This is a genomic window from Akkermansiaceae bacterium, from assembly GCA_019634595.1.
Classification (GTDB): Bacteria; Verrucomicrobiota; Verrucomicrobiia; order Verrucomicrobiales; family Akkermansiaceae; genus Luteolibacter.
This window is the reverse complement of sequence record JAHCBC010000003.1, coordinates 159,993-179,387: the sequence shown is the minus strand read 5'-3', so window position 1 is coordinate 179,387 and position 19,395 is coordinate 159,993. Positions and strand designations below refer to the sequence as shown.

Here is a 19,395-nt window from a genome sequence, read left to right as displayed (position 1 = left end):
CGCTGGTTTCCAGATCGGCGTATTCATTCATTCCAGGAAGCCACCGCGTTGCCCGCGGTGGCTTTCCTGCGTTTGGGGAGGGGAAGTAACCCTTCTGCCAGAGGTTCCGCCTTTCAGCTTCGACGCATCGGACCGATCGGCTACCGCTACCCGCCAAAAAGCAAACCGGCAGAGTAGCGGGGGGACTTCTCTGCCGGTGGTGTCGCGTCGGGGGGAACGCTCTTTTGGGGGGATGTTGTCGGCGTTTCCGGTCGGGGGGAGTCCGTCGCGCTGACGAGAAAACCATGGCACAAAACCGGACACATCGGCATTACGCGGATGCGTAGATCAGGCGTCAGTTCATGGAATGAACGGGCGGATTCATGGGGATTCCGGAGCTTGCCAGAGACCCATGGTCTGATTCAGGTTCAGCATGTGAAACGTGCATCCTTGTCTGTGCTCGTGCTGGTGGGCCTGTTGGCGATCCTCTGGATTGCCGGTGGAGATTACCTTTTTCTCCCTGCCGCAAGTTCCGCACGGAAGTCCACCGGTACCGGGTTGGAGGCGGTGGGGGATGAGGCAGGCGTGGTGAAATTCCGCAGCAAGGAGCGTGTCGAAGGAAAAGTACACCGGCCGGAACAACTGGTGCATTTCATCCTGCCGCGCCTCGAGATCGACGGTCTCGCCCTCGGGGCGGCGCTCGACAAGCTGATGGCCGCCTATATGGATGCCTGCAGGCGCTCGGGGCAGATTCCATTGTCGTTCACGTTCGACGTTCCGCCGGACGACGGAACCCGGTTGCGGATGACGCTGGCGGGGCGGAACTTCAGCAATGCCTTGCGGATGCTCGCGGCCGGAGCCGGCATGCAGGTGACCCGTAGCGGCTTGAGCTACACATTCACACCCATGCCGGATGGCAGCGGGCCTGTTGCCGGCAAGGTGGCCATCTCCTACGACCTCATCCCGCGTCTGATGGATCTCACAGGAACCACGCCCGAGAAGCGCGAGGATGGTTCCATCCGCCTGGGAGGAACCGAGGCTCTTCTCAGGATGCTCGCCGCGATGGGGGTGAAGCTGGATCCGGCCACGAAGATCACCTTCGACACCTCCCACCGCGAACTGCGGATCGATGCCGCAAGCCCTGCGGATTTCGCAAAGCTGGAAGCTCTTTCCCGGATGGTGGATGACGCGCCCTCCGTGCAGTCTAAATACACCGCAAAGGTGGCGGAGATTCCCGCCGGGTTCGATGCGGAGAAGATCACTCCCGGGATTTATTCGTCGCAGGATATCGCCCGGTTGCTGCAAGGGATGTCGCAGGACTCCGGGGTGAATTTCACCACCCTGCCGGTGGTGATGGCCAAGGATGGTCAACCCGCGACGGTCGAGATGATCCGGGAGGTCATCTACCCGGTGGGGAATGGCTATGAAAGCAGGAACGTGGGGAAGGTCATCGACTTCAAGGGCGGCGCAGTGGGCTTCGGACAAGAGGCCACGGTTGGCTATCTGGATACCGCGCTGGATGAAAGCCCGGGGGAGGTGATCAGTGCCGCTTCCTTCCGAAGCACGGCGGATCTCAGCTCGGAAGGTTACTCCGACGATGGCTCGACCCGTCTCTTGGTGCAGCGTCGTGAGGATGGATCCCGGGTGCTGATGTTCGTTACAGTGGACCGCATCGATCCCACAGGCCGCCTGATGCGGGGTGGGGATTGAGGCGAGAGCCGGGCGGCGATCAAGCATCATACCACAGGTCATCCTGCCAAAAAGCAAACCGGCAGAGTAGCGGGGGGACTTCTCTGCCGGTGGTGTCGCGTCGGGGGGAACGCTCTTTTTGGGGGGATGTTGTCGGCGTTTCCGGTGGGGGGCGTCCGTCGCGCTGACAAAAAAACAATGTCACAAAACCGGACGCACCGGCATTACGTGGATGCGTAGATCAGGTGTCAGTTCATGGAGCGAACGGGCGGATTCATGGGCATTTGCCCGTCCCACGGATGCCCGCCTTCATTTCACCGGCGACCAGCGCACCGCATCCGCGATGACATGGCCGTCGGTGCCCTTGTTGGAAAGGGTCAGGCTGGAGGTTTTTCCGGCCTTGAACGGCCCGGAGTGGATCTTCACCCAACCGCCTTTGTTGCGCTGGTCCACGGTCACGGCCACCTCGCCGTTGGCTCCGGTGATGACCACCGGCACGTTCGTCGCGCGGTTGCCGGTTTTCTTCCAGGTCATGTACACGTCGTAGTTGCCATCCTTCGGCAGATCCGGGGTGTAGGTGATGGACTTGGTGCCCTTGTCCTTGTCCGCGTCATGCAGGTAGTTGCCTGAGGTCGCCTCATTCCATTTTCCGGTCTTGGCGGCGGCGGTGTCATCCACCTCGATGCCTTCCGGCGCGCCGGCGGTCTCCTCCGCGCTGAGCGGCGGGGCATCCCATTTGAGGATCTGTTGGTCGGCCAGCAGGCGTTCGCTCAGCTTCGCGTAGTCCACTTTCTGGACGGACGTCTTGCCATCGATGGCGAGGGACGCCGCCGTTGCGGCCGACTGCCCCAGGATCATGAACACCGGCTCCATGCGGATGGAACCATAGGCGATGTGGGAGGAGGAAAGGCAGACGCTGACAAGGAGGTTCGCGCACTCCGCTTCCTTCGGGACGATGCTGCGGTAGCTGATGGGGTAGGGGCGCGGGACGCGGACCTGGACGTCCCCTTCATTCCGCACCGCGCCGTCGATGACCACGCGCTGGCAGTTGTGGGAGTCCATGGTGTAGGCGGCCAGTCCGATGGAGTCCGCCACGACCTTCATGCTGCGGCACTCCGCCTCCGTCATCACATGGTCGGAGATCATGCGGCGGCCCTCGCGGACGTAGAGTTCATGCGGAAAGCCGCCGGTTTCCGGAAATTCACCCGGCATCAGGCCCCAGGCCTTCATCCTGTCGCGGACGCCCTGCGGAACTTCCGGATCGTTGGTGGCGAAGTAGGCCAGCCCCTTCTGGTAGTTCACGTGGTCCTGGAAGATCTTCTCGCGCGTTTCATAGTCCGCCTCCGGCCAGGCATAGTTCGCGCCGATGTTGTCGGTCGAGTAGCCGCCGACGTTGTTGCAGTCACCGTTGCGGAGCCTGAACGGGGCCGGTGGCGTCTTGGTGGTCTTCAGGTAGCGCTCATACAGCGCGAAGCGGCCGCGGTCATAGCCGTCCGGCTTCGGGAAAGGCAGGCGGTCCGGTCCGTCCCAGAGCTGGAAGCGGAAGTTGTAGGCCTGGATCTTCTTGTCACCGTCTCCGGCCTTTCCGGGATCTTCGGCGGAAATGCCGGGCAGCAGGCCGCTGGCGGGATCTCCCGGTTTCACATAAGGATCCACCCTGACGTTGAAGTTGTGCGCGTTCCGGAACTGGATTCCGTTGATGGTTTCCCCGTAGGTCGCGTTCGACTCCCGGCCCACGTGGTGGGAGACACCGGCCTTCGCGAACAGATCCCCCTCATAGGTGGAGTCCACGAACATCTTCGCCTTCACGCTGTTGCCGTTCTCGAAGGTGATGGAGGTAATCCGGTTGCCCTCCTTCACGACGTCCTTCAAACGGTGTTCATAGTAAATCTCCACTCCGGCCTCCTTCAGGAAATGGAGGAAAGCCGCCTCCGCCTGGGATGGCCGGAATCCGGCCGTCATGCCGATCTTTCCATAGACCTCATTGGCGAATCCGCCGACCGCCTTGCGGTTGCCGATGTCCGTGGCGGTGAGGCCGCCTGAGGTCATCCCGCCCACGTGGCGGCGCATGACCACCAGCACCGCCTTTTTTCCCATGCGGGCGGACTGGACCGCGGCGGAGACTCCGCCCGGCGTGCCGCCGTAGACGCAGACGTCCGCCTGGATGACCTGCGCGGGGTTCGCGGCGGGCACCGGGTAGTAGTACTTCAGGCCGGGATTGGGCGTCTGGGGCGCGGCGGACAATGGGGTCGCCAGGATGGCGGTGCAGAGGATGAGAGGAAATTTCATGGATTGCTGGGCATGGGGCTTTTCGGAAGCAGGCTCCATGGATGTATTAGCCGGAACCCGTGATATCTGACGGGGAAAAGTTCCGGGAGATCCCCGTCGGATCGATCCGCGGGCTTGTCGTTCCAGCGGAAAGGGCGTTTTCTTCCCGCTCCATGAAGCATCCGGTCAAGTGGCTCATCGCGCTGAACATTCTCACCCTGTTCATCACGTTGGTGATGTTCGGTGTGGGTTTTGCGGCAAATACCATGACATACAAAATGGAGAGAGATCTCCTCAATACTTCTGTCACCGAGGTGAGCGCGAAAATGGAAAAGAGGATCGGGAAATCCTACACCGCGGGTCTGCACGAGTCCGTAATCACATTCATGGAATCGGGAGAAAGGGTGATGGTTTCGTCCGTCGAGACCATGAGGTCCTTCACAACCGCCATCTTCCAGACCGGCGCGTGGATCTTCCTGATCAGCCTGGTGAATCTCTTTTTGCTCTGGAAAACGAAGCGCGTCCATGATGCTGCGACGTCCGTCTCCAGATGAAGGTCCGCTGGGTCACACGCTGGTAGCGCCGACTTCAGTCGGCCCCGGAGAATCCAGCCAGCGAAGCCAAGCCGGCTGAAGCCGGCGCTCCGTTCGTTATGGCGTTGATTTGACAAACTTAGCCATCATGGCCAAATAGTGCGCGTGCAGGTTTCCATCCATGAGGCGAAAACCCAACTTTCGAAGCTCATTGCGGCCGTCACTGGCTGGCTCCTGGATACCCATGCGCTCCTCTAAATGTTGCATGGTGATGCCCGTCTTTCCCGTGCGGCGGGTGATGCCATTGACGGGGATCTTCCCATATTCCATTCGCTCGTCAGCTTATGGGAGATCGCCATCAAGCTCTCGGGGAAGCGTTTCGATTTCCATGTGCGTTCGGATTGGAACACCTGCTACCCGGAAGCCTTGGAAAGGGTGAATGTTCCTCTTCTGGTGCCCGGCATCAACGACTGCCGTTTTGTGCAGGACCTTCCGAAGCATCATGCCGATCCTTTTGACCGGATGTTGGTCTCCCAAGCCACCAACAGGCAGTTGGGGATCATTTCGGCTGATCCGGCCTTGGATGCCTACGGCATCCGGCGGATCTGGTGAGCCGCACGCTGGGAGTGCTGTCTTCAGACAGGCCTTGTCTGTGGAATGGAGCATGGATGTCCCCGTCCATGCACACGACGGACGAGGCGCTCCGTTCCCTCCCGGCGGATGATACCCTGCAAAATCTACGCGCTTGCATGATGCCCCGGGGTCTGGTGTGGTCCCTGCCGATGACCTGATGCGGGGTGCATGGAATCCGGTGAGAGCCCGGAACAGTCGCGCTGCGGTATCCGACGAACGAATTCCCATACAGCCAATCTCCGTGCGAGCGGAGGTGAAGGCGGGAAGGAGGCGGAGGGACGGAAGAGATTCCGTTTCCTCCACAGTCGGGAGTCCGAATACTTCACCCCGTCTCGTTCGTCCCGGTGCCGTTCATCCGGATGCGGCGCCGCGTATGCCCTTCCGCGCAAGAGGGGTTTGGGACGGAGAATGACCGTGTGCCATGCGCCCGGGCGTTCCTCTTCTCGTGTCCGGGTCATCCACAGAACCAGAAGAGACCATATGAAAATCAACACCATCAGGGTGTTCGCGTTCGCGTGCACCCTGTTCTCCGCCAGCCTTGCCGGAGCCGCCAACATCATCCTCGGATCCGGTCCGGACGTGTCCTACCTCGTGCTGGAGTCCCCGAACATCGGGAGCCGCACCTACGAGATTTACTACACTTACAGCACGGGTTCGCCGCTGGATACCTGGGGCCTGCTCCAGATCATCGATTCCGCGGAGAGCGACCTTTCCATCAGCGCGAGCAACTTCGGCACGCCGCAGGAGCCGAACTATTTCATCAGCGCCATCACTTGGCTGGGTGTGACGGAGACCAACACCGGGGCACCGACCTACTCGCCATACTGGACGCAGTCCGTGGCGGGCGGACTGGCGGGCTATCCGACCGGTGTCCCCGTTGCGGAAGGCTCATGGTCGGAGGGCAGCGGAGTTTCCGCCCCTTTCCGTGTGGTGGCCCCGGGATCCTGGGATGGTCTGGTGTATGGCGCGTACGGGGATATCCCCAGCGTGGATCCCGTGCCGGAGCCTGTCGCTTCCGTGATGGTGCTCATGGGAGGCGCGCTGATCTGGCGCCGACGCAGGGCTGCCTGAGACCAGAAAACCTTTCGCGATGGCGGGATCTTCCAGCCTCGCCGGTTTTTCGGCGCTCCTGCTCGCCGTGGCTTCCGCCGCGGGCGAGGAAGTGATGCCTGAAATCGTGGTGGAAGCATGGCGGGGGGCTGTGCTTCCATCACACTTCGCGGGGAACGCGACCGTCATCGGTGAGGAGGAGATCATCTCCTCCGGAGTCCGCTCCGTGGCGGAACTGCTGGCGGTGAAAGGCGGCGTGCGGCTGACCAGCACCTCTGGAAATGCGGCGGCGGGTGCGCTGCACCTCCGCGGGTTCGGGGAAAATTCGTCATCCCGTGTGCTGGTCATGGTGGACGGCCGTCCGGTGAACCGCCCGGACATGGCGGCGGTGTCCCTGCTGGAGGTACCGCTTTCGCGGATCGTCCGTGTGGAGATCCTGCGGGGCGCGCAGACAGCCCGGTTCGGGGACAATGCGGCGGCGGGCGTGATCAACCTGGTCACCCGCACCCCCTCGGGAAAGGGGAGCGGCTATCTGGAGGCCGCCGGGGGCAGTGATGGACTTGCCATCTACCGGCTGGGCTACGGTGGCCGGTACGGCGCGGACGGCATCCGCGTCGATCTGGAAAGGAACTTCTCCGACGGCTGGCGGGACAACGCGATGAGCGAGGTGGAGTCCATCCACCTGCGGTGGGACCGGCGGCTCGGCCACGGATGGGAGGTGGATGCCGGTATCGGTTGGTCGGATGAACTCAGCGGCTTTCCCGGCCCATTGTCGGAGGCGCGGTATAGGGATGATCCCCGGCAGTCCATCTACGTGCAGGCCGGTCAGGAGGACCAATATTTTTCCGAACAGGAACAGTGGAAGGCGGATGTCAATCTGGGCTGGAAGGGCGGCCAGGGGATGGGCGTGGAACTGCCGCTGGCGTGGTCCCGCCGGGACCAGGCATGGAATTTCGGCCCCGGATCCCACACGGACAACCTGCTGGATTCCGTCACCTTCCGCCCGGAATGGAGCTGGCGGACCGATGGGCTGGACGTCCGGGCCGGGCTGAACTTCCGGTATGATTCGCTCGACCTTACCCAATACCGGGAGATCCAGCGGCAGAGGAAAACGGCGGTCGCTGACTTGGAGCGCATGGTCTATGGGGCATCCGCCGCGGTGGACTGGGAGCCATGGCAAAGATGGCACCTCGGCTTTGCGGCCAGGTTGGAACGCTCCCGGGTGGACGCCCGCGCGGAGAGCATCCGCTTTCCGTGGGATCCGGACCTGAATTTCGATAGGGGAGGCAGCGAACTGAACCATGCGCTGCAACTAGGCCTCCGCTGGGAAGGCGACGCCGCGGACGCGTGGCTGCGCTATGACCGGCTCTATCGCCTGCCCTCCACGGATGAGATCGCCTCCTACCAGGGCTTTCCCATGGCGGAGCCGTTCAATGACCGCCTGGAAGCGGAAACCGGCCACCAGGTCGAACTGGGCGGTGAATGGCGGAAGGGCGGCTGGAGGTTCCGGCTGAACGGGTTCGTCCAGTGGCTCGACGGAGAGATCGCCTACGACTACCTGCGGAACCTGAACGTGAACCTCGCGGAAACCCGCCGCCACGGCGTGGAGACGGAGCTGGGCTGGAACTCCGCCCGCTGGGACCTGCAGCTCCGCCACACCTGGCTGGATGCCCGCCAGCAATCCGGCCCGTATTCCGGAAAGGAAATCTACCTCGTCCCGCGGCATGAACTCTCCGCCATCGCGGGCTGGCGTCCGCTGGACCGCTGGCTGGTGCAGGCGGAATACCAATACACCGGCAGTTCCTTCGAGGGGAACGACCTTTCGAACAACCGGCCGAAGCTGCCGTCCCATGCCACCGCCAATCTCATGCTACGCTGGGAAGGCCGCGACGGATGGTCCGTCTATGGCCGCGTGAACAACCTCACCGATGAGCGGTATGCCACGGTTAAATACAATGGAGTCTGGTATCCGGCGGCCGGCAGGCAGTATCAGATCGGCATCCGGAAAGAATTCTGACACATGAAGAAGGCGCTTTTGATTCTCTCCGCGCTGTGGCCGCTGGCCGCAGGGGCGGGGGATTTCCCACCTCCGGCTGGGGCTCCGGGTTCCACGGCCATCAGCCACACGGACCCCCGCTTCGTCGCGTGGGCGAACGGATACCTCCCTCCGCAGTATGGCACCGATGTGGACGATGTATGGAAGACGCCGGGGCTCGCCCTCGGGCCTGCCGGCACGGATCCCATGCACATCGTGACGCTGGGGAATGGCGGCAGGATGACGCTCTATTTCCCCCATCCCATCCGGAACGGCCCGGGCGCGGACTTCGCCGTTTTCGAGAACTCCTTCAACCATACCTTCCTGGAACTGGCCTTCGTGGAGGTGTCCAGTGACGGGGTGAACTACTACCGTTTTCCGGCCATCTCGGACACGGTGGAACCCGCGGGCGGCTTCGGCGGCATCGACGCCACGGAGATCCACAACCTGGCGGGGAAATACCGCGGCGGCTTCGGCACGCCATTCGACCTTGCGGAAATCCTGGACGCCCCGCTGCTGGACAAAGAGAACGTGCGGTTCGTCAGGATCGTGGACATCATCGGGAATGGAACCACCACCGACAGCCGCGGGAAACCGATCTATGATCCATGGCCGGTCGAGGGCTCCGGCGGCTTCGACCTGGACGCCATCGGCGTGATCCACCAGAACGACGGTCCGTTCCGCGTCACCCGTGCCGCCGCCGGTGGCGCGGTTTTCACGCTGGAGTGGGAGAGCAATCCCGGCAGCCGCTACCGGATCGAGACATCCACAACACTTGATCCCGCGGAGAGCTGGCAGCCGGTGGAACAGGTGGCTGGAAGCCCGCTTTCCGGGACCACCCTCTTCCCCGCCCCGGTGGACCCCGCGGAAACCCGGCGCTTCTGGAGGGTGGTGCGTCTGGACTAATCGCTTGACTGCCGGGGGATCGGCGGATTCCTTCCGCGCATGCTTCGCCAAGTCCTGAAGTCAAAGATGCACCGCGCCATGATCACGTCTTCGGATGTGGACTATGAAGGCAGCATCGAGATCGATACCCAGCTCATGGAGGCGGCGGGCCTGTGGGAGGGTGAGAAGGTGCTGGTCGCCTCCATCACCAGCGGCAACCGGCTGGAGACCTACGTGCAGGCGGGCGTGCCCGGTGCGCGGGAGATCATCATCAACGGCGGCGCCGCCCACCGGATCAAGAAAGGCGAGCGGGTGGCCATCATGGCCTTCGCCCTGTCCGATGTGCCGGTCGTGCCGAAGAAGATCCTCCTTGATGAGGAGAACCACATCATCCGCCGGAACTGAATGGAGCGCGGACTTCAGTCCGCCCCGGAGAATCCGGCCAGCGAAGCCAAGCGGACTGAAGTCCGCGCTCCGTCCATCCTCGGGTTAAACAAATTGACCCACCATAACTCCCGTGGCAGGTTTCCCGGGAGTATGAAGTATATACCGGTCCTTTCCGCTACCGCCGCTCTCGCCCTTGTGGGCTGCGCGTCGATGAACGCCCCGCTCACCTCCAGCGGTAGTTTCGACCCGTTGTCCGCCGCCGGTGGCTCGGTCCGCACGGGAGTCGGCACCGTATCCGCCTTCAAGGCCGGCCAATTCGTGCACGCCACCATCGACAACACCGCGTTTTTCAACAAGCGGCCGAAGGGTGATGCGGATGCCGACAAGCTTCTCGCCCGCAACACCTCGATGAAGGTGATCTCCTCCGACTCCAGCTACGTCAAGGTGGAGCTGGACAGCGGTGAGGTCGGCTTCGTTCCCGCGGTGATGGTCCATGATCCGAACGCGGTGGCACCGGTGGATACCAGCGGCATGGTCGTCTACCCTCCGCTCCCTGACGGTGGTGGGGTGGTCGAGCCGCTGCCGAACATGACTCCCACGGACGTGCCTCCGGGAGGCGTTCCTCCGGTGATCTCGGTGGATCCTTCCGCACCTGTTCCGCCCGCTCCCGCCGCTGCCGGGGATCCCTCCACCTCTCCCGCCACGGCACCCGCCGCCCCCGGGGCGGCACCTGCGCCCACGCCACCTCCACTGCCTCCGGGTGGTGAGGACGTCACCCCCGGGAAAGCGTCCGAGTAAGCGCCTCCACGGCGGCCCAGTTACATTTCACCATCAAAGCCGGTGCCTTTCCAGAGGCACCGGTTTTGTCTTTGGTGGGTGGGCCATCAGGCGCGGTAACGCTCGTAGGCATCCACGATGCGACCGACGACCGGATGGCGGACGATGTCGTGTTTCGCGAATCTCAGGAAAGTGATCCCGTCGATGCCCTGCAAGGCGTGCTCCGCTTCGGAGAGGCCGGATCTCACACCGGGCTTCAGGTCAACCTGGGAGCCGTCTCCGGTGACGACCATGCGTGAATCTTCCCCCAGACGGGTCAGGGTCATGAACATCTGCTCACGGGTGGTGTTCTGTGCCTCGTCGAGGATGATGAAGGAGCGGGAAAGCGTGCGCCCGCGCATGAAGGCCAGCGGGGCAATCTCGATGGTGCCGTCATCCAGATACCGCTGTGCCTCCTCCGGGTCCAGCATGTCATGGATCGCGTCGTAGAGCGGCCGCAGGTAGGGGGCGACCTTCTCACGCAGGTCCCCGGGCAGGAAACCGAGAGCTTCCCCGGCCTCCACCGCGGGCCGGGTCAGGACGATGCGCTGGATCGCTTTCTTTTTCAGCATCGTCAGTGCCATCGCCATCGCCAGATAGGTCTTGCCGGTTCCCGCCGGGCCGAGGCCGAAAATGACATCATGGGTTTCCATCGCCCGGATGTAGGCCAGTTGGTTGGCCGTGCGTGGGACCACGGGCCTGCGCCCTTTGGATCCGACCAGCTTCACCCCGGACAACTCGGAAACGCCCACCTCAGCTCCCGTCGCCGCGGCTTCCACCGCGAGGCGGAAATCCCGGGACTCGATCTCACGGCCATTGCGGCGTGCGGTTTCCAGATCGTCGAAGACGGCCTTCGCCCTGGCCAATGCGGCGGGTTTTCCGGAAAGCAGGATCCATCCCTCACGGGTGACCGCTTTCACTTCCAGCATGGTTTCCAGCAGGTTCAGATTCCGCAGGTCATCCGCGAACAGGGAATGCAGGAACTGGGGTGTGTCGAACTCAAGTTTGATCTCGTCGGCAGCGGTATCGATCATTGGCAGTGAACAATCTAACGTCGGAATGGAGATCGGTCAATGATCCGGCTTGAGTCCGCCATTCGCACATCCATCTTTGGTTCCCGGTTTCATTGCTGGGGTCCTGTTCTTGATCCTTGATCCCCGTGTGCCTGCTGCTTGAATGGGGTTGTGAAACACTGGTATCTGTTCTTGTCGTTGTTGGGGTTGGGCGCGTGTGCTGGGCCGGACAGCGATCTGACCGTGAAGCAGTTCTACCTGCGGGATCAGGTCGAGGACGATCTTGACGACCCCATGATGCGCGGGGAGAAGAGCCGCCTCCTGCACGGAGCGGTGAGCATGGCCGAAAGGCGTGACCGGCTGGGGCAATACTACACCGTGCTGTGGAACGATGCCAGTGGCGTGGGTTCCGGGCCGGTGGAGGTCCGTTTCGACTACCGCCAGGGAGCATCCGGCAGCCGGATCAAGACCCGCTCGGAGACTTTCTCCGCGGATACATCCTCCGGCAAGGCGGTGTTCTCCGTCATCGGGGACGACTATTTCAAGCGGGGCAAGGTCATCAGTTGGAAAGTGACGCTCCTGCGGGATGGCAGGGCCCTTTCCTCAAGGCAGTCCTACATGTGGGAATAGGCGGTGGGTGGAAAAACCGCCACCGATTCAACCGCAAGGAAGGTTGACCGGGTGCGTGAATGAATTATATTGTTCGGCACCCGGCCGTTGGAAGTACCGTACTCACCCCGTGATCACCGAATGCCCCATCTTGGTAGGAACCTTTGAACGGTTCAGTTGGATCCGTTGCGTTGGGAAAGGTTCCTTCCTCACGAGTCCTTCCATGAAGACGTTCGGGGACGATGCCATCTCCAACGGGGAACGATGTCTGGTGGTGGATCTCGGTGCCTGCACGGGGATGGACTCCACTTTCATGGGCACTCTGGCGGGTATGGCCGCCCGGCTTTCCGTCGTGGACGGTGGCACGCTCCAGATCGCGGATGCGGGTGAACGCAACCGCCGTTCGCTGGAAGATCTCGGATTGGATTTTTTGATGGAGATCGATCCTCCATCCGCCGACTGGCGCGGGAAGGTGGATGAGATCCGGAAATCACTGAAGCCCCCGAAGAGCGGTGTCTCCGCGGGGAATCAGGCCCGCCATGTGCTGGAAGCCCACCAGGTGCTTTCCCAGGCCAACGAGAGCAACGCCCGGAAATTCTCCACGGTCGTGAATCTGCTCGAAGCGGAACTGGCGGAGAAACAGGGGGTAACGGAGGGGTCGTAGCCGCGGATGACACCTCTCCAGCATTCGATCACAGGTGCGCTGTTGTTGTTCGTGATCGCGGCCGTGGTGCTTGTGGTGGCCCTGCAGAACCAGCGCCGCCATTCCCGCAGGTTGCGCGTCCGTTTCAGGGATCACGATGCGAAGGAGCACCGCATGTTCACCTTCCTCCATGACCTGGGGGAATCGATCGAGAACGAACCTTCCCCGGCCGTGCTTTCCCGCATCATCGTGGATGGCATCGACAAGGTGGTGAAGGCCACGGGTGGCGCCATCTATTTCATTTCCGAGGAACACGGCGGTTATCTGAACCCCTCCTATGTTTCGGAGGACTGCCCTCCGCTCATCGGCCTTCCGGCGGACGTCAGGAAGAAGGCGGAGAAGGATCCCCGTGCGATCGAGAGCCACATCCGCCTTTCGCGCGTGGCGGTCGGTGAGGGGATCCTCGGCTATTGCCTGGAGGCGGGTGAAGCCATCCAGGTGGATGATGTGAAGGGCTATCCTTCGTTCCGGGACTCCCACTACACGGATGATGTGTCCGTGCTGCTGGCCCCGCTGCGCCATGCGGGAAAGGACATGGGGGTGCTGGCGGTTGCCCGCCGTCATCAGGACGGATATTTTTCCGAGAACGACTTCACGGTTTTCAAGTCCGCCGCGGAACAGTCCGCCTTCGCCATCGGCAACGCGCGCATCCACCGCGAAGCCAGCGAGAAGCGGGCGATGGAGAGCGAGCTGAGGACCGCGCGCGAGGTCCAGCAGGTGCTGCTGCCGCAGAAGGATCCGGTGGTGCCCGGCTTCCGCATCAGCGGGACCAACCTGCCCGCCCGCATCATCAGCGGTGACTATTACGACTACATTGACCTCGGTGACGCGAAATGCGGCATCGTGATCGCGGACGTGTCCGGCAAGGGTGTTCCCGCCGGCCTCCTGATGGCCATGTGCCGCAGCTCCCTGCGTTCCGTGGCGGCGGGCGAGCTTTCCCCGTCGAAAGCACTGGGCTTGGTCAACCGCCAGCTTTTCCCCGACATCCGGGAGGATATGTTCATCAGCATGGCCTATGGCATCCTCGACGGGATGACCGGCATCCTCACTCTGTCCAGGGCCGGCCATGACCCCGCGCTCTGCTACCGGGCGGCAACCGGCACGGTCGAGTCCCTGCGTTCCCCGGGCCTCGCGTTGGGTGTGGACAGCGGCCAGGTCTTCGAGAGGGTGACGAAGGATCACGAGGTGCCGCTGGCCGCCGGAGACTGCGTCCTTTTCTATACGGACGGCGTGAAGGAAGCCGTCGATGCGAAGGAGGAGGAATTCGGCATGGAGCGCATGGCGGAGGTTTTCAGGAATGCCGCGCCTGATGGTGCGGAAGCGGTGCTTCTCCGCATGCAGGAGGAACTCAAGGCGTTCACGGGTGAATGCCCGCAGATGGACGACATCACCCTCGTGGTGATCCAGAAACGTTGATCCGGCGCAGGTTCAGCGGACGTGATCGTCCGCCGTGTTCATCTCTTTGTCCGGTCCCGCGGAGCGTATCTGCGTTTCAGATCCGGAGATCTGGTGGAAGAAATAAGGGGTGCCCCAGCGGTCCACCAGTTGTCCGTTGCGGTTGAGGTGGGTGCCTTTGTCAGGCAGGTAGGAAAGGCGTTTCGGATTCGCACCCAGCAGCGCCGCAGTGATCTCCTCGTTCTCGCCGATGGGATTCCCCTCATGGTGTTTCCTGAACTCGGACATCAGCAGTTCCAGGGTGGCCAGATCGTCGTCCACCTGGCTGTCCGGTGAGTTGAGCGGCGTGATGTCGTCCGCGATGGGCAGACGGGTGATCTCCACCGGCTCCTGGACCACGGGTGGTGGGGCGGCGGCACGCCGGGACTCGGGGGTAGGGGCCGGTGGTGGGGCCACCGTGTCCTGTTGCCATATCAGCAGCAGGCCTCCGAGGAGCAGGCAGCCGATCACGGCGGGCACGAAGAACCGGCGGGACATCGGCGGTGGGTCAGAGGAAGCCGAGATTGGCGGTGGAGCTGGTGGTGGCGTCGAACCGGCCGAGATTCGGGAACACGGCCTCCATCGAGTTGGAATCCGCTCCCATCCATGACGCGAGACGTGCCGCGTATTGGTCCACCGAGGTGTCCGGAATCCACCGGCCGCGGTTTGATCCCGCGTCGATCGATCCCGTGACCGCACCGGTCTTCAGTGACGGGAAACTGCCATAGAGGTCGCCGCCATTCACCGCGCCTCCGGTGATGAAGGCGTGGCTTCCCCAGCCATGGTCGGAACCCGCCTTGGTGGAGTCCGTGTTGTTCGGCGTGAAGGTCCGGTTGAAGTCGGAGGCGGTGAAGGTCACCACATCATTCCACACACCCAGCGCCTTCAGGGTTTCCGAGAAGGCCTTGATCGAGTTGTTCAGCTCCCTGACCAGATTGCCGTGGGAAACGAGCAACGTCTGGTGCGTGTCGAATCCTCCGATCTGGCAGAAGAAGATCTGCCGGTTGTTGCCCAGCACGTTCCTTCCGGCGATGAGCTTCGCGATCATCTTGAGCTGGTTGCCGAGCGAGGTCGTCGCCCCGGCGGTGCTGAAGATGGAGTCGAAGTTCACGCCCGTGGTGTTCGCCGCGGTGACCGCAGCACCGATGGTCCCTTCGGCGGCACGCGCACGCACCACGATCCGGTTGTACTCCTCCTCATGGAGGTTGCCGTGGGTCAGGCGCATGATGTCCTCGAACGCCTTCAACCTTTTGGCGGCGTCGCTCGTCTTGTAGGTGCCGTCGGTGTTGAGCGCGTCGGTGTAGTTCGTGCCGAAGCCGGACAGCGGGACCGTTCCGCTGCTGTTCACCACGAACTGGGTGACCTGTCCGGCCGTGCCGACCTGGAAGGAATTGATGCCAGCCAGCGAGATCGACATCGATACTTTCGAGGTTCCCGCGTTGTAGGAAGAGTGCAGTAGGTCCGCCGCCCGTCCGCCCCAGCCGGAGCTGAAAGGCTTGTCGGATACGGACGATTGCCATTGGGTCTGTTGGTCCGAGTGGGAGAACAACTGCCGCGGCAGCGGGATGTTTCCGGAGAGATACTCCGCCCGGCTGGCGACTGGAAAAGCGAGGGTACCCACGTTGCAGAGGACCGCCAGATCACCTTCGTTGAAGAGTTGGGCCAAGTGGCTTGCCTCGGGATGAAGGCCCATCGGGGAAATGTTCCCGCCATGCCAGCGGTTGAAGGCACGCGTGGTGGTGGGCACATTCAGCGACCGGAGCGTGGTCCGGTCCAGCGACAGGACGCCCCGGCCCGTTTGATAGTCCGAACGGATGCCATCACTGGCGGGATCACCCGCGGGGACGAGGAAGTTGTTGGAATCATGCCCGCCGTTCAGGAACAGACAGACCAGCGCCTTGTAGGAGCCATCCGGCGGCGTCTGGGCCATGGCCGCGGTCATCAGCCGCATCTGCGCGAGCGCGTTGACCAGGCCGGTCACCCCGAGCGAGGCGCAGGCCGTCTGGCGGATGAAATCCCGGCGGGTGGCGAGGTCTTCCTTCTGGTGTTTTTTCATGGTCAGGAAGATGGGGTTATTTCTGGGTGACGCAGACCGGGGATGACATGACCAGCCAGACACCGGTCTTGATGCGGTCCCGCATGTAGGTCGCCTGGTTGGCGGCGCTGTTCGAATTGTTGCTCGTCGAGCGGATGGAAACCATGGCGTCCAGGATGATCTTCCGCGGCTTCCCGGCGGTGTTGCCGAAGCGGGCCTTCAGCTCGCCCGCGCACAGCAACAGGTCGATGCGGTCCAGCACCGCATCGCAGGCGGTGGTGATGGCCGTCGTGTTGTTGAAGGCACCCGTGTCCAGGTTGGTGATGGTGCCGTCGTTGTTGGTGTCCATCACCGCCATGTAGAGCGCCTCCAGCGGGGTGAAGTCGGCGAAGATCCGTTGCGAAGTCTGGCCGGTGTAGCCGACGGTCGTGGAAAGTCCGCCGCTGGCGTAGATGCCGTTGTAGAGGAAATTCGTCGCGTTGACCGTGCTGGTCTCGTTCGCGATCTGTAGCTCGGGGGAAAGCAGCCCGTTGGCGGAAAGCACGCCGGGGGGCGAGTAGTCCGGCAGGAACCAGTTGAACACATTCGGCGCGGCGAGCGGGGACTGGCCGACGGTGGTCGCCGTGGAGTTGAGCTGGTAACGGCCGATGCCCGGAGTGAATTTATCGACCTCATCCTGCGTATAGCCGAAGGCCAGCAGGTCGGTGAGCGCCATCGTTGACTTCGCGTTGAAGGCACGGAGGAAGGCGGTGGAGCGGATGATCGGCTCCTTGACCTTGCCGGAGCTGGCCAGCGTGACCGCGTCTTGCGGGGAGCGTGCTTCCGGATCCAGAAGGATCTTTTTGATCACGGCGGGGAAACTTCCGCCGGTGTTCCGGAACTCCTCGGAGACCCGGTAGAGATACCCGGCGGACGGGTTCGCGGTGACCAGGCGCTGGATCAGCCTCCGGCAGATGAACGGAGCCGTGTTTGGGTGGGTATCGAGATGGTTCAGCACCGCCGCCAGATCCTGCTCTCCGGTCTGGCCGGCCGGGAGCGACAGCCCGATCATCGACTTCGCGCCGACATCGTGGTTCGCGGCGAACATCTTCATCGGGTTGGTCCACTGCGACTCGTAGTAGCTGTTGCCGTTGCCGTTGTTGAACGTGTTGTTGTCGATGACCGTGTTGCTGGTGCCCGGGCTGTTGCGCTTGGAGAACGACCAGCCGGTGAACACCCGCGCCATCTCCGTGATGTCCGTCTGGTCATACGTCGGGATCGGCGAGCCGTTGCCATCCAGCTTCAGCGAGCCATCCGGATGCAGCGCCACCAGGCCGATGGAGAACAACTGCATGATTTCCCGGGCATAGTTTTCATCCGGAGAGACGAGCAGGTTGCCCTTGGAGTCGTAGGTCGCCTTCGAGTTCCGCAGGTGGGACAGGTAGTAGCCCATCATCGGGCTTTTGGACACATTCTCGAGGGTCGTCTTGAAATTGCCGGAGGCCGCCCCGCGCAGCATGTCGTAGTAGTTGGCGGCACCGTAGGCGCGGTTGTTGACGATCGCGTCGGCCTCGGAGATCACGAAGATCTCGCTGAGCGCGAATCCGAAGCGCTCCTTGAGCTGGCTGTGCGAAGCCATCGACATCAACCACCAGCCACGGCGGCGGTTGATCTGGAGGACCGAATAGTCCGCCCCGCGCATCGACCACTCCTCCGCGTTGGCCGCCGTGGTGTAGGCGAGGAGCGATGGAGGGGTCATCCCGAGTTGCTCGTCGATCCACGCGCTGTAGGCGGCGATGCGGTCTCCCCCCGCGTCGGTGACGCGGGCCTTCATGTCGTTGATCGTCTCCAGAGTCGGGCCGAAGGTCGCCTGGGTGAGGAAGCGCGCGATGTCCCGCTCCAGCTCGGTGCCTGCCAGCGTGTCGATCGCTCCGGGGGCGGACGGAGGCTGGAATTCCGTCGAACCGGACGCCGGCTGGAAGTTGCCCTCGATCTCTCCGGTGACATTGGCCTGGGTGAAGACGCCCAGCTTCACATTGCCGGCGAGCAACGCGTCGAGAACCTCCTGGTCCTTGAGGAAAGACTGGCTCGCGCGCAGCAGCCACTGCTGGCCCCCGTAGTTCGCGGGTTGCACGGACTGCAGGATGGAAGATGCCGCGTTGAGAACCTGGGTCGAGTTGACCGGGGAATTCAGGTTGGAAAAACTGACGGTGACAGTGGCAACGTCATTGTCACCGGGAAGCCGGACGGTCGCGATGCCGCTGCCATTCGACTCGATGCCACTCACGGGCCGCAGGTAGGCGATCAGCAACCGCTGGTTCGCGAGGGTGGGCTTCGCATCCCGGATGGTGACCGCCGCGTTCTGCGCCGTCCCCACCATGGTGATGTGGAGATGCTCGGGAACCTCCGTCAGGGCATCCGCCAGCGGCTTCACATTCAGCGTCGCGCTGCTGGCTCCCGCGGGGATGACCAGGCGGTTGGTGACCGGTTGGTCGTTGCCGTCGCGGAGGGCGAAGTCCGCTGCGGAAGCGGAGGATTTCGTCGGGTCCGTCTCGCCGCTGGTCCGCAGGAAGATGGTGAACGGGTAGGGCGTGGGGCTGGCGAGGCTGCAGGTGACCACCGCCGGTTCGTTTTCCTTTTCATAGGCCGCGGCGGCGGTCGTCGCCACGGTCAGGGAATGGTTCCGCCATGCCTGCACCATCGCCGTGGCGACCGCGAGATCATTCCCGGAAGACGCGGATGGGAAGGAGGTGCCGTTGTCCGGATCGAATCCGGAAAGCTGCATCTCCGACCAGTTGTCCACCCCATCATTGTCCGTGTCGGTGTCGCCGACCACCACCCGGTAGAACGTCCGTGTTTCATCCGCTGCCGGAGTGAAAACGTGGCTGCCTGCGCTGGTGGCGATGTGGGGTTCCCCGACGGGCTCCCACGGGCCGGCGGGACCCGTTGCCGATACCACCTGGTACTTCTTGCCGGGTTGCGTCAGCGTGGTCAGTGAGATGGCGGTGCCATCCATCGTGATGGCCACCATGGGGCGTGACAGCGCATCGCGTGGATCGGTGCCGGCGGCGGACTCGGCGGCGTTGCTGTAGCCGTCTCCGTCGGTGTCTTCCGACGGGACCAGACCGGCGGCATGGTAACGTGCCTCCCACACGTCATTCAGACCATTCGTGTCCAGATCCAGTGCGAACACCGGTGCGACACTCATGGCGACCGTCAACGAAGGCAGAAGGAATTTTGAGGGCGGCATGGAATGGGTTTTTCGGAGCCATCCGTTCGCTAATTCCGCAACCCTTGAAAGTAAAGCCGATTCCTTCCGGCCTGCCGGGTATCATCCCAAATCATGC

17 protein-coding genes and 1 riboswitch are annotated in these 19,395 nt (G+C 62.9%); of the genes, 11 read left to right on the top strand and 6 right to left on the bottom strand.

Features of this window, described 5'->3' with window-relative positions:
- Positions 1-429: 429 nt before the first annotated feature.
- Positions 430-1,689, top strand: coding sequence for a hypothetical protein (locus tag KF712_11410; GenBank protein MBX3741592.1), 1,260 nt, complete (start codon positions 430-432; stop codon positions 1,687-1,689).
- A 288-nt stretch (positions 1,690-1,977) separates the two neighbouring features.
- Here KF712_11410 and KF712_11405 read toward each other — a convergent pair whose 3' ends face one another.
- Positions 1,978-3,957, bottom strand: coding sequence for an FAD-dependent oxidoreductase (locus KF712_11405; GenBank protein ID MBX3741591.1), 1,980 nt, complete (start codon positions 3,955-3,957; stop codon positions 1,978-1,980).
- A gap of 152 nt (positions 3,958-4,109) precedes the next feature.
- Here KF712_11405 and KF712_11400 point away from each other — a divergent pair, with 152 nt between their 5' ends.
- Complete coding sequence (locus KF712_11400; protein MBX3741590.1) at positions 4,110-4,490, top strand: hypothetical protein; 381 nt, start codon at positions 4,110-4,112, stop codon at positions 4,488-4,490.
- A gap of 96 nt (positions 4,491-4,586) precedes the next feature.
- On the opposite strand, the gene KF712_11395 is transcribed toward KF712_11400, so the two are convergent.
- The gene (locus KF712_11395) at positions 4,587-4,799 is read right to left on the bottom strand and encodes a hypothetical protein (GenBank protein ID MBX3741589.1); all 213 of its coding nucleotides are present in this window, start codon (positions 4,797-4,799) and stop codon (positions 4,587-4,589) included.
- A gap of 123 nt (positions 4,800-4,922) precedes the next feature.
- On the opposite strand from KF712_11395, the gene KF712_11390 reads away from it, so the two are divergent.
- The 6 genes from KF712_11390 (at position 4,923) to KF712_11365 (ending at position 10,257) form a co-directional block, all read left to right on the top strand.
- On the top strand, positions 4,923-5,081 hold the full coding sequence (locus KF712_11390; protein ID MBX3741588.1) for a hypothetical protein: 159 nt from the start codon (positions 4,923-4,925) through the stop codon (positions 5,079-5,081).
- A 141-nt stretch (positions 5,082-5,222) separates the two neighbouring features.
- A riboswitch (cobalamin riboswitch) is annotated at positions 5,223-5,447 on the top strand.
- A gap of 135 nt (positions 5,448-5,582) precedes the next feature.
- Positions 5,583-6,173 carry a hypothetical protein gene (locus KF712_11385; protein ID MBX3741587.1) on the top strand — a complete coding sequence of 197 codons (591 nt, stop codon included), beginning with the start codon at positions 5,583-5,585 and terminating at the stop codon, positions 6,171-6,173.
- A gap of 19 nt (positions 6,174-6,192) precedes the next feature.
- Positions 6,193-8,169, top strand: a complete 1,977-nt coding sequence (locus KF712_11380; GenBank protein ID MBX3741586.1) for a TonB-dependent receptor — start codon at positions 6,193-6,195, stop codon at positions 8,167-8,169.
- Between the two features lie 3 nt (positions 8,170-8,172).
- Positions 8,173-9,093, top strand: a complete 921-nt coding sequence (locus KF712_11375; GenBank protein ID MBX3741585.1) for a hypothetical protein — start codon at positions 8,173-8,175, stop codon at positions 9,091-9,093.
- A gap of 39 nt (positions 9,094-9,132) precedes the next feature.
- Positions 9,133-9,477, top strand: a complete 345-nt coding sequence (locus KF712_11370; GenBank protein ID MBX3741584.1) for an aspartate 1-decarboxylase — start codon at positions 9,133-9,135, stop codon at positions 9,475-9,477.
- A 132-nt stretch (positions 9,478-9,609) separates the two neighbouring features.
- Positions 9,610-10,257: a hypothetical protein gene (locus tag KF712_11365; GenBank protein ID MBX3741583.1), complete on the top strand. Its 648-nt coding sequence runs from the start codon at positions 9,610-9,612 to the stop codon at positions 10,255-10,257.
- Between the two features lie 86 nt (positions 10,258-10,343).
- Here KF712_11365 and KF712_11360 read toward each other — a convergent pair whose 3' ends face one another.
- Complete coding sequence (locus KF712_11360; protein MBX3741582.1) at positions 10,344-11,309, bottom strand: PhoH family protein; 966 nt, start codon at positions 11,307-11,309, stop codon at positions 10,344-10,346.
- Positions 11,310-11,459: 150 nt separating this feature from the next.
- Between KF712_11360 and KF712_11355 the strand changes: the two genes are divergently transcribed.
- The 3 genes from KF712_11355 to KF712_11345 all read left to right on the top strand — a co-directional run bounded on the left by KF712_11355 (position 11,460) and on the right by KF712_11345 (position 14,016).
- Positions 11,460-11,918, top strand: coding sequence for a hypothetical protein (locus KF712_11355; protein MBX3741581.1), 459 nt, complete (start codon positions 11,460-11,462; stop codon positions 11,916-11,918).
- Between the two features lie 202 nt (positions 11,919-12,120).
- Positions 12,121-12,561, top strand: coding sequence for an STAS domain-containing protein (locus KF712_11350; protein MBX3741580.1), 441 nt, complete (start codon positions 12,121-12,123; stop codon positions 12,559-12,561).
- Positions 12,562-12,567: 6 nt separating this feature from the next.
- Entirely contained in the window at positions 12,568-14,016 is a 1,449-nt protein-coding gene (locus KF712_11345; GenBank protein ID MBX3741579.1) for a SpoIIE family protein phosphatase, read from the top strand.
- 12 nt (positions 14,017-14,028) lie between these two features.
- Here KF712_11345 and KF712_11340 read toward each other — a convergent pair whose 3' ends face one another.
- From KF712_11340 to KF712_11330, 3 genes are read right to left on the bottom strand one after another with little or no spacing between them, the layout of a single operon-like run.
- Positions 14,029-14,532: a hypothetical protein gene (locus KF712_11340; protein MBX3741578.1), complete on the bottom strand. Its 504-nt coding sequence runs from the start codon at positions 14,530-14,532 to the stop codon at positions 14,029-14,031.
- A 10-nt stretch (positions 14,533-14,542) separates the two neighbouring features.
- Positions 14,543-16,090: a DUF1501 domain-containing protein gene (locus KF712_11335; GenBank protein MBX3741577.1), complete on the bottom strand. Its 1,548-nt coding sequence runs from the start codon at positions 16,088-16,090 to the stop codon at positions 14,543-14,545.
- Positions 16,091-16,106: 16 nt separating this feature from the next.
- Complete coding sequence (locus tag KF712_11330; GenBank protein MBX3741576.1) at positions 16,107-19,298, bottom strand: DUF1800 domain-containing protein; 3,192 nt, start codon at positions 19,296-19,298, stop codon at positions 16,107-16,109.
- Positions 19,299-19,395 lie beyond the last annotated feature (97 nt).

Bases quoted from the DNA above. Each gene is read 5' to 3' on its own strand.
- KF712_11405 (MBX3741591.1), bottom strand. From the start codon at position 3,957: ATGAAATTTCCTCTCATCCTCTGCACCGCCATCCTGGCGACCCCATTG.
- KF712_11400 (MBX3741590.1), top strand. From the start codon at position 4,110: ATGAAGCATCCGGTCAAGTGGCTCATCGCGCTGAACATTCTCACCCTG.
- KF712_11395 (MBX3741589.1), bottom strand. From the start codon at position 4,799: ATGGAATATGGGAAGATCCCCGTCAATGGCATCACCCGCCGCACGGGA.
- KF712_11385 (MBX3741587.1), top strand. From the start codon at position 5,583: ATGAAAATCAACACCATCAGGGTGTTCGCGTTCGCGTGCACCCTGTTC.
- KF712_11380 (MBX3741586.1), top strand. From the start codon at position 6,193: ATGGCGGGATCTTCCAGCCTCGCCGGTTTTTCGGCGCTCCTGCTCGCC.
- KF712_11375 (MBX3741585.1), top strand. From the start codon at position 8,173: ATGAAGAAGGCGCTTTTGATTCTCTCCGCGCTGTGGCCGCTGGCCGCA.
- KF712_11370 (MBX3741584.1), top strand. From the start codon at position 9,133: ATGCTTCGCCAAGTCCTGAAGTCAAAGATGCACCGCGCCATGATCACG.
- KF712_11365 (MBX3741583.1), top strand. From the start codon at position 9,610: ATGAAGTATATACCGGTCCTTTCCGCTACCGCCGCTCTCGCCCTTGTG.
- KF712_11360 (MBX3741582.1), bottom strand. From the start codon at position 11,309: ATGATCGATACCGCTGCCGACGAGATCAAACTTGAGTTCGACACACCC.
- KF712_11350 (MBX3741580.1), top strand. From the start codon at position 12,121: ATGAAGACGTTCGGGGACGATGCCATCTCCAACGGGGAACGATGTCTG.
- KF712_11345 (MBX3741579.1), top strand. From the start codon at position 12,568: ATGACACCTCTCCAGCATTCGATCACAGGTGCGCTGTTGTTGTTCGTG.
- KF712_11340 (MBX3741578.1), bottom strand. From the start codon at position 14,532: ATGTCCCGCCGGTTCTTCGTGCCCGCCGTGATCGGCTGCCTGCTCCTC.
- KF712_11335 (MBX3741577.1), bottom strand. From the start codon at position 16,090: ATGAAAAAACACCAGAAGGAAGACCTCGCCACCCGCCGGGATTTCATC.
- KF712_11330 (MBX3741576.1), bottom strand. From the start codon at position 19,298: ATGCCGCCCTCAAAATTCCTTCTGCCTTCGTTGACGGTCGCCATGAGT.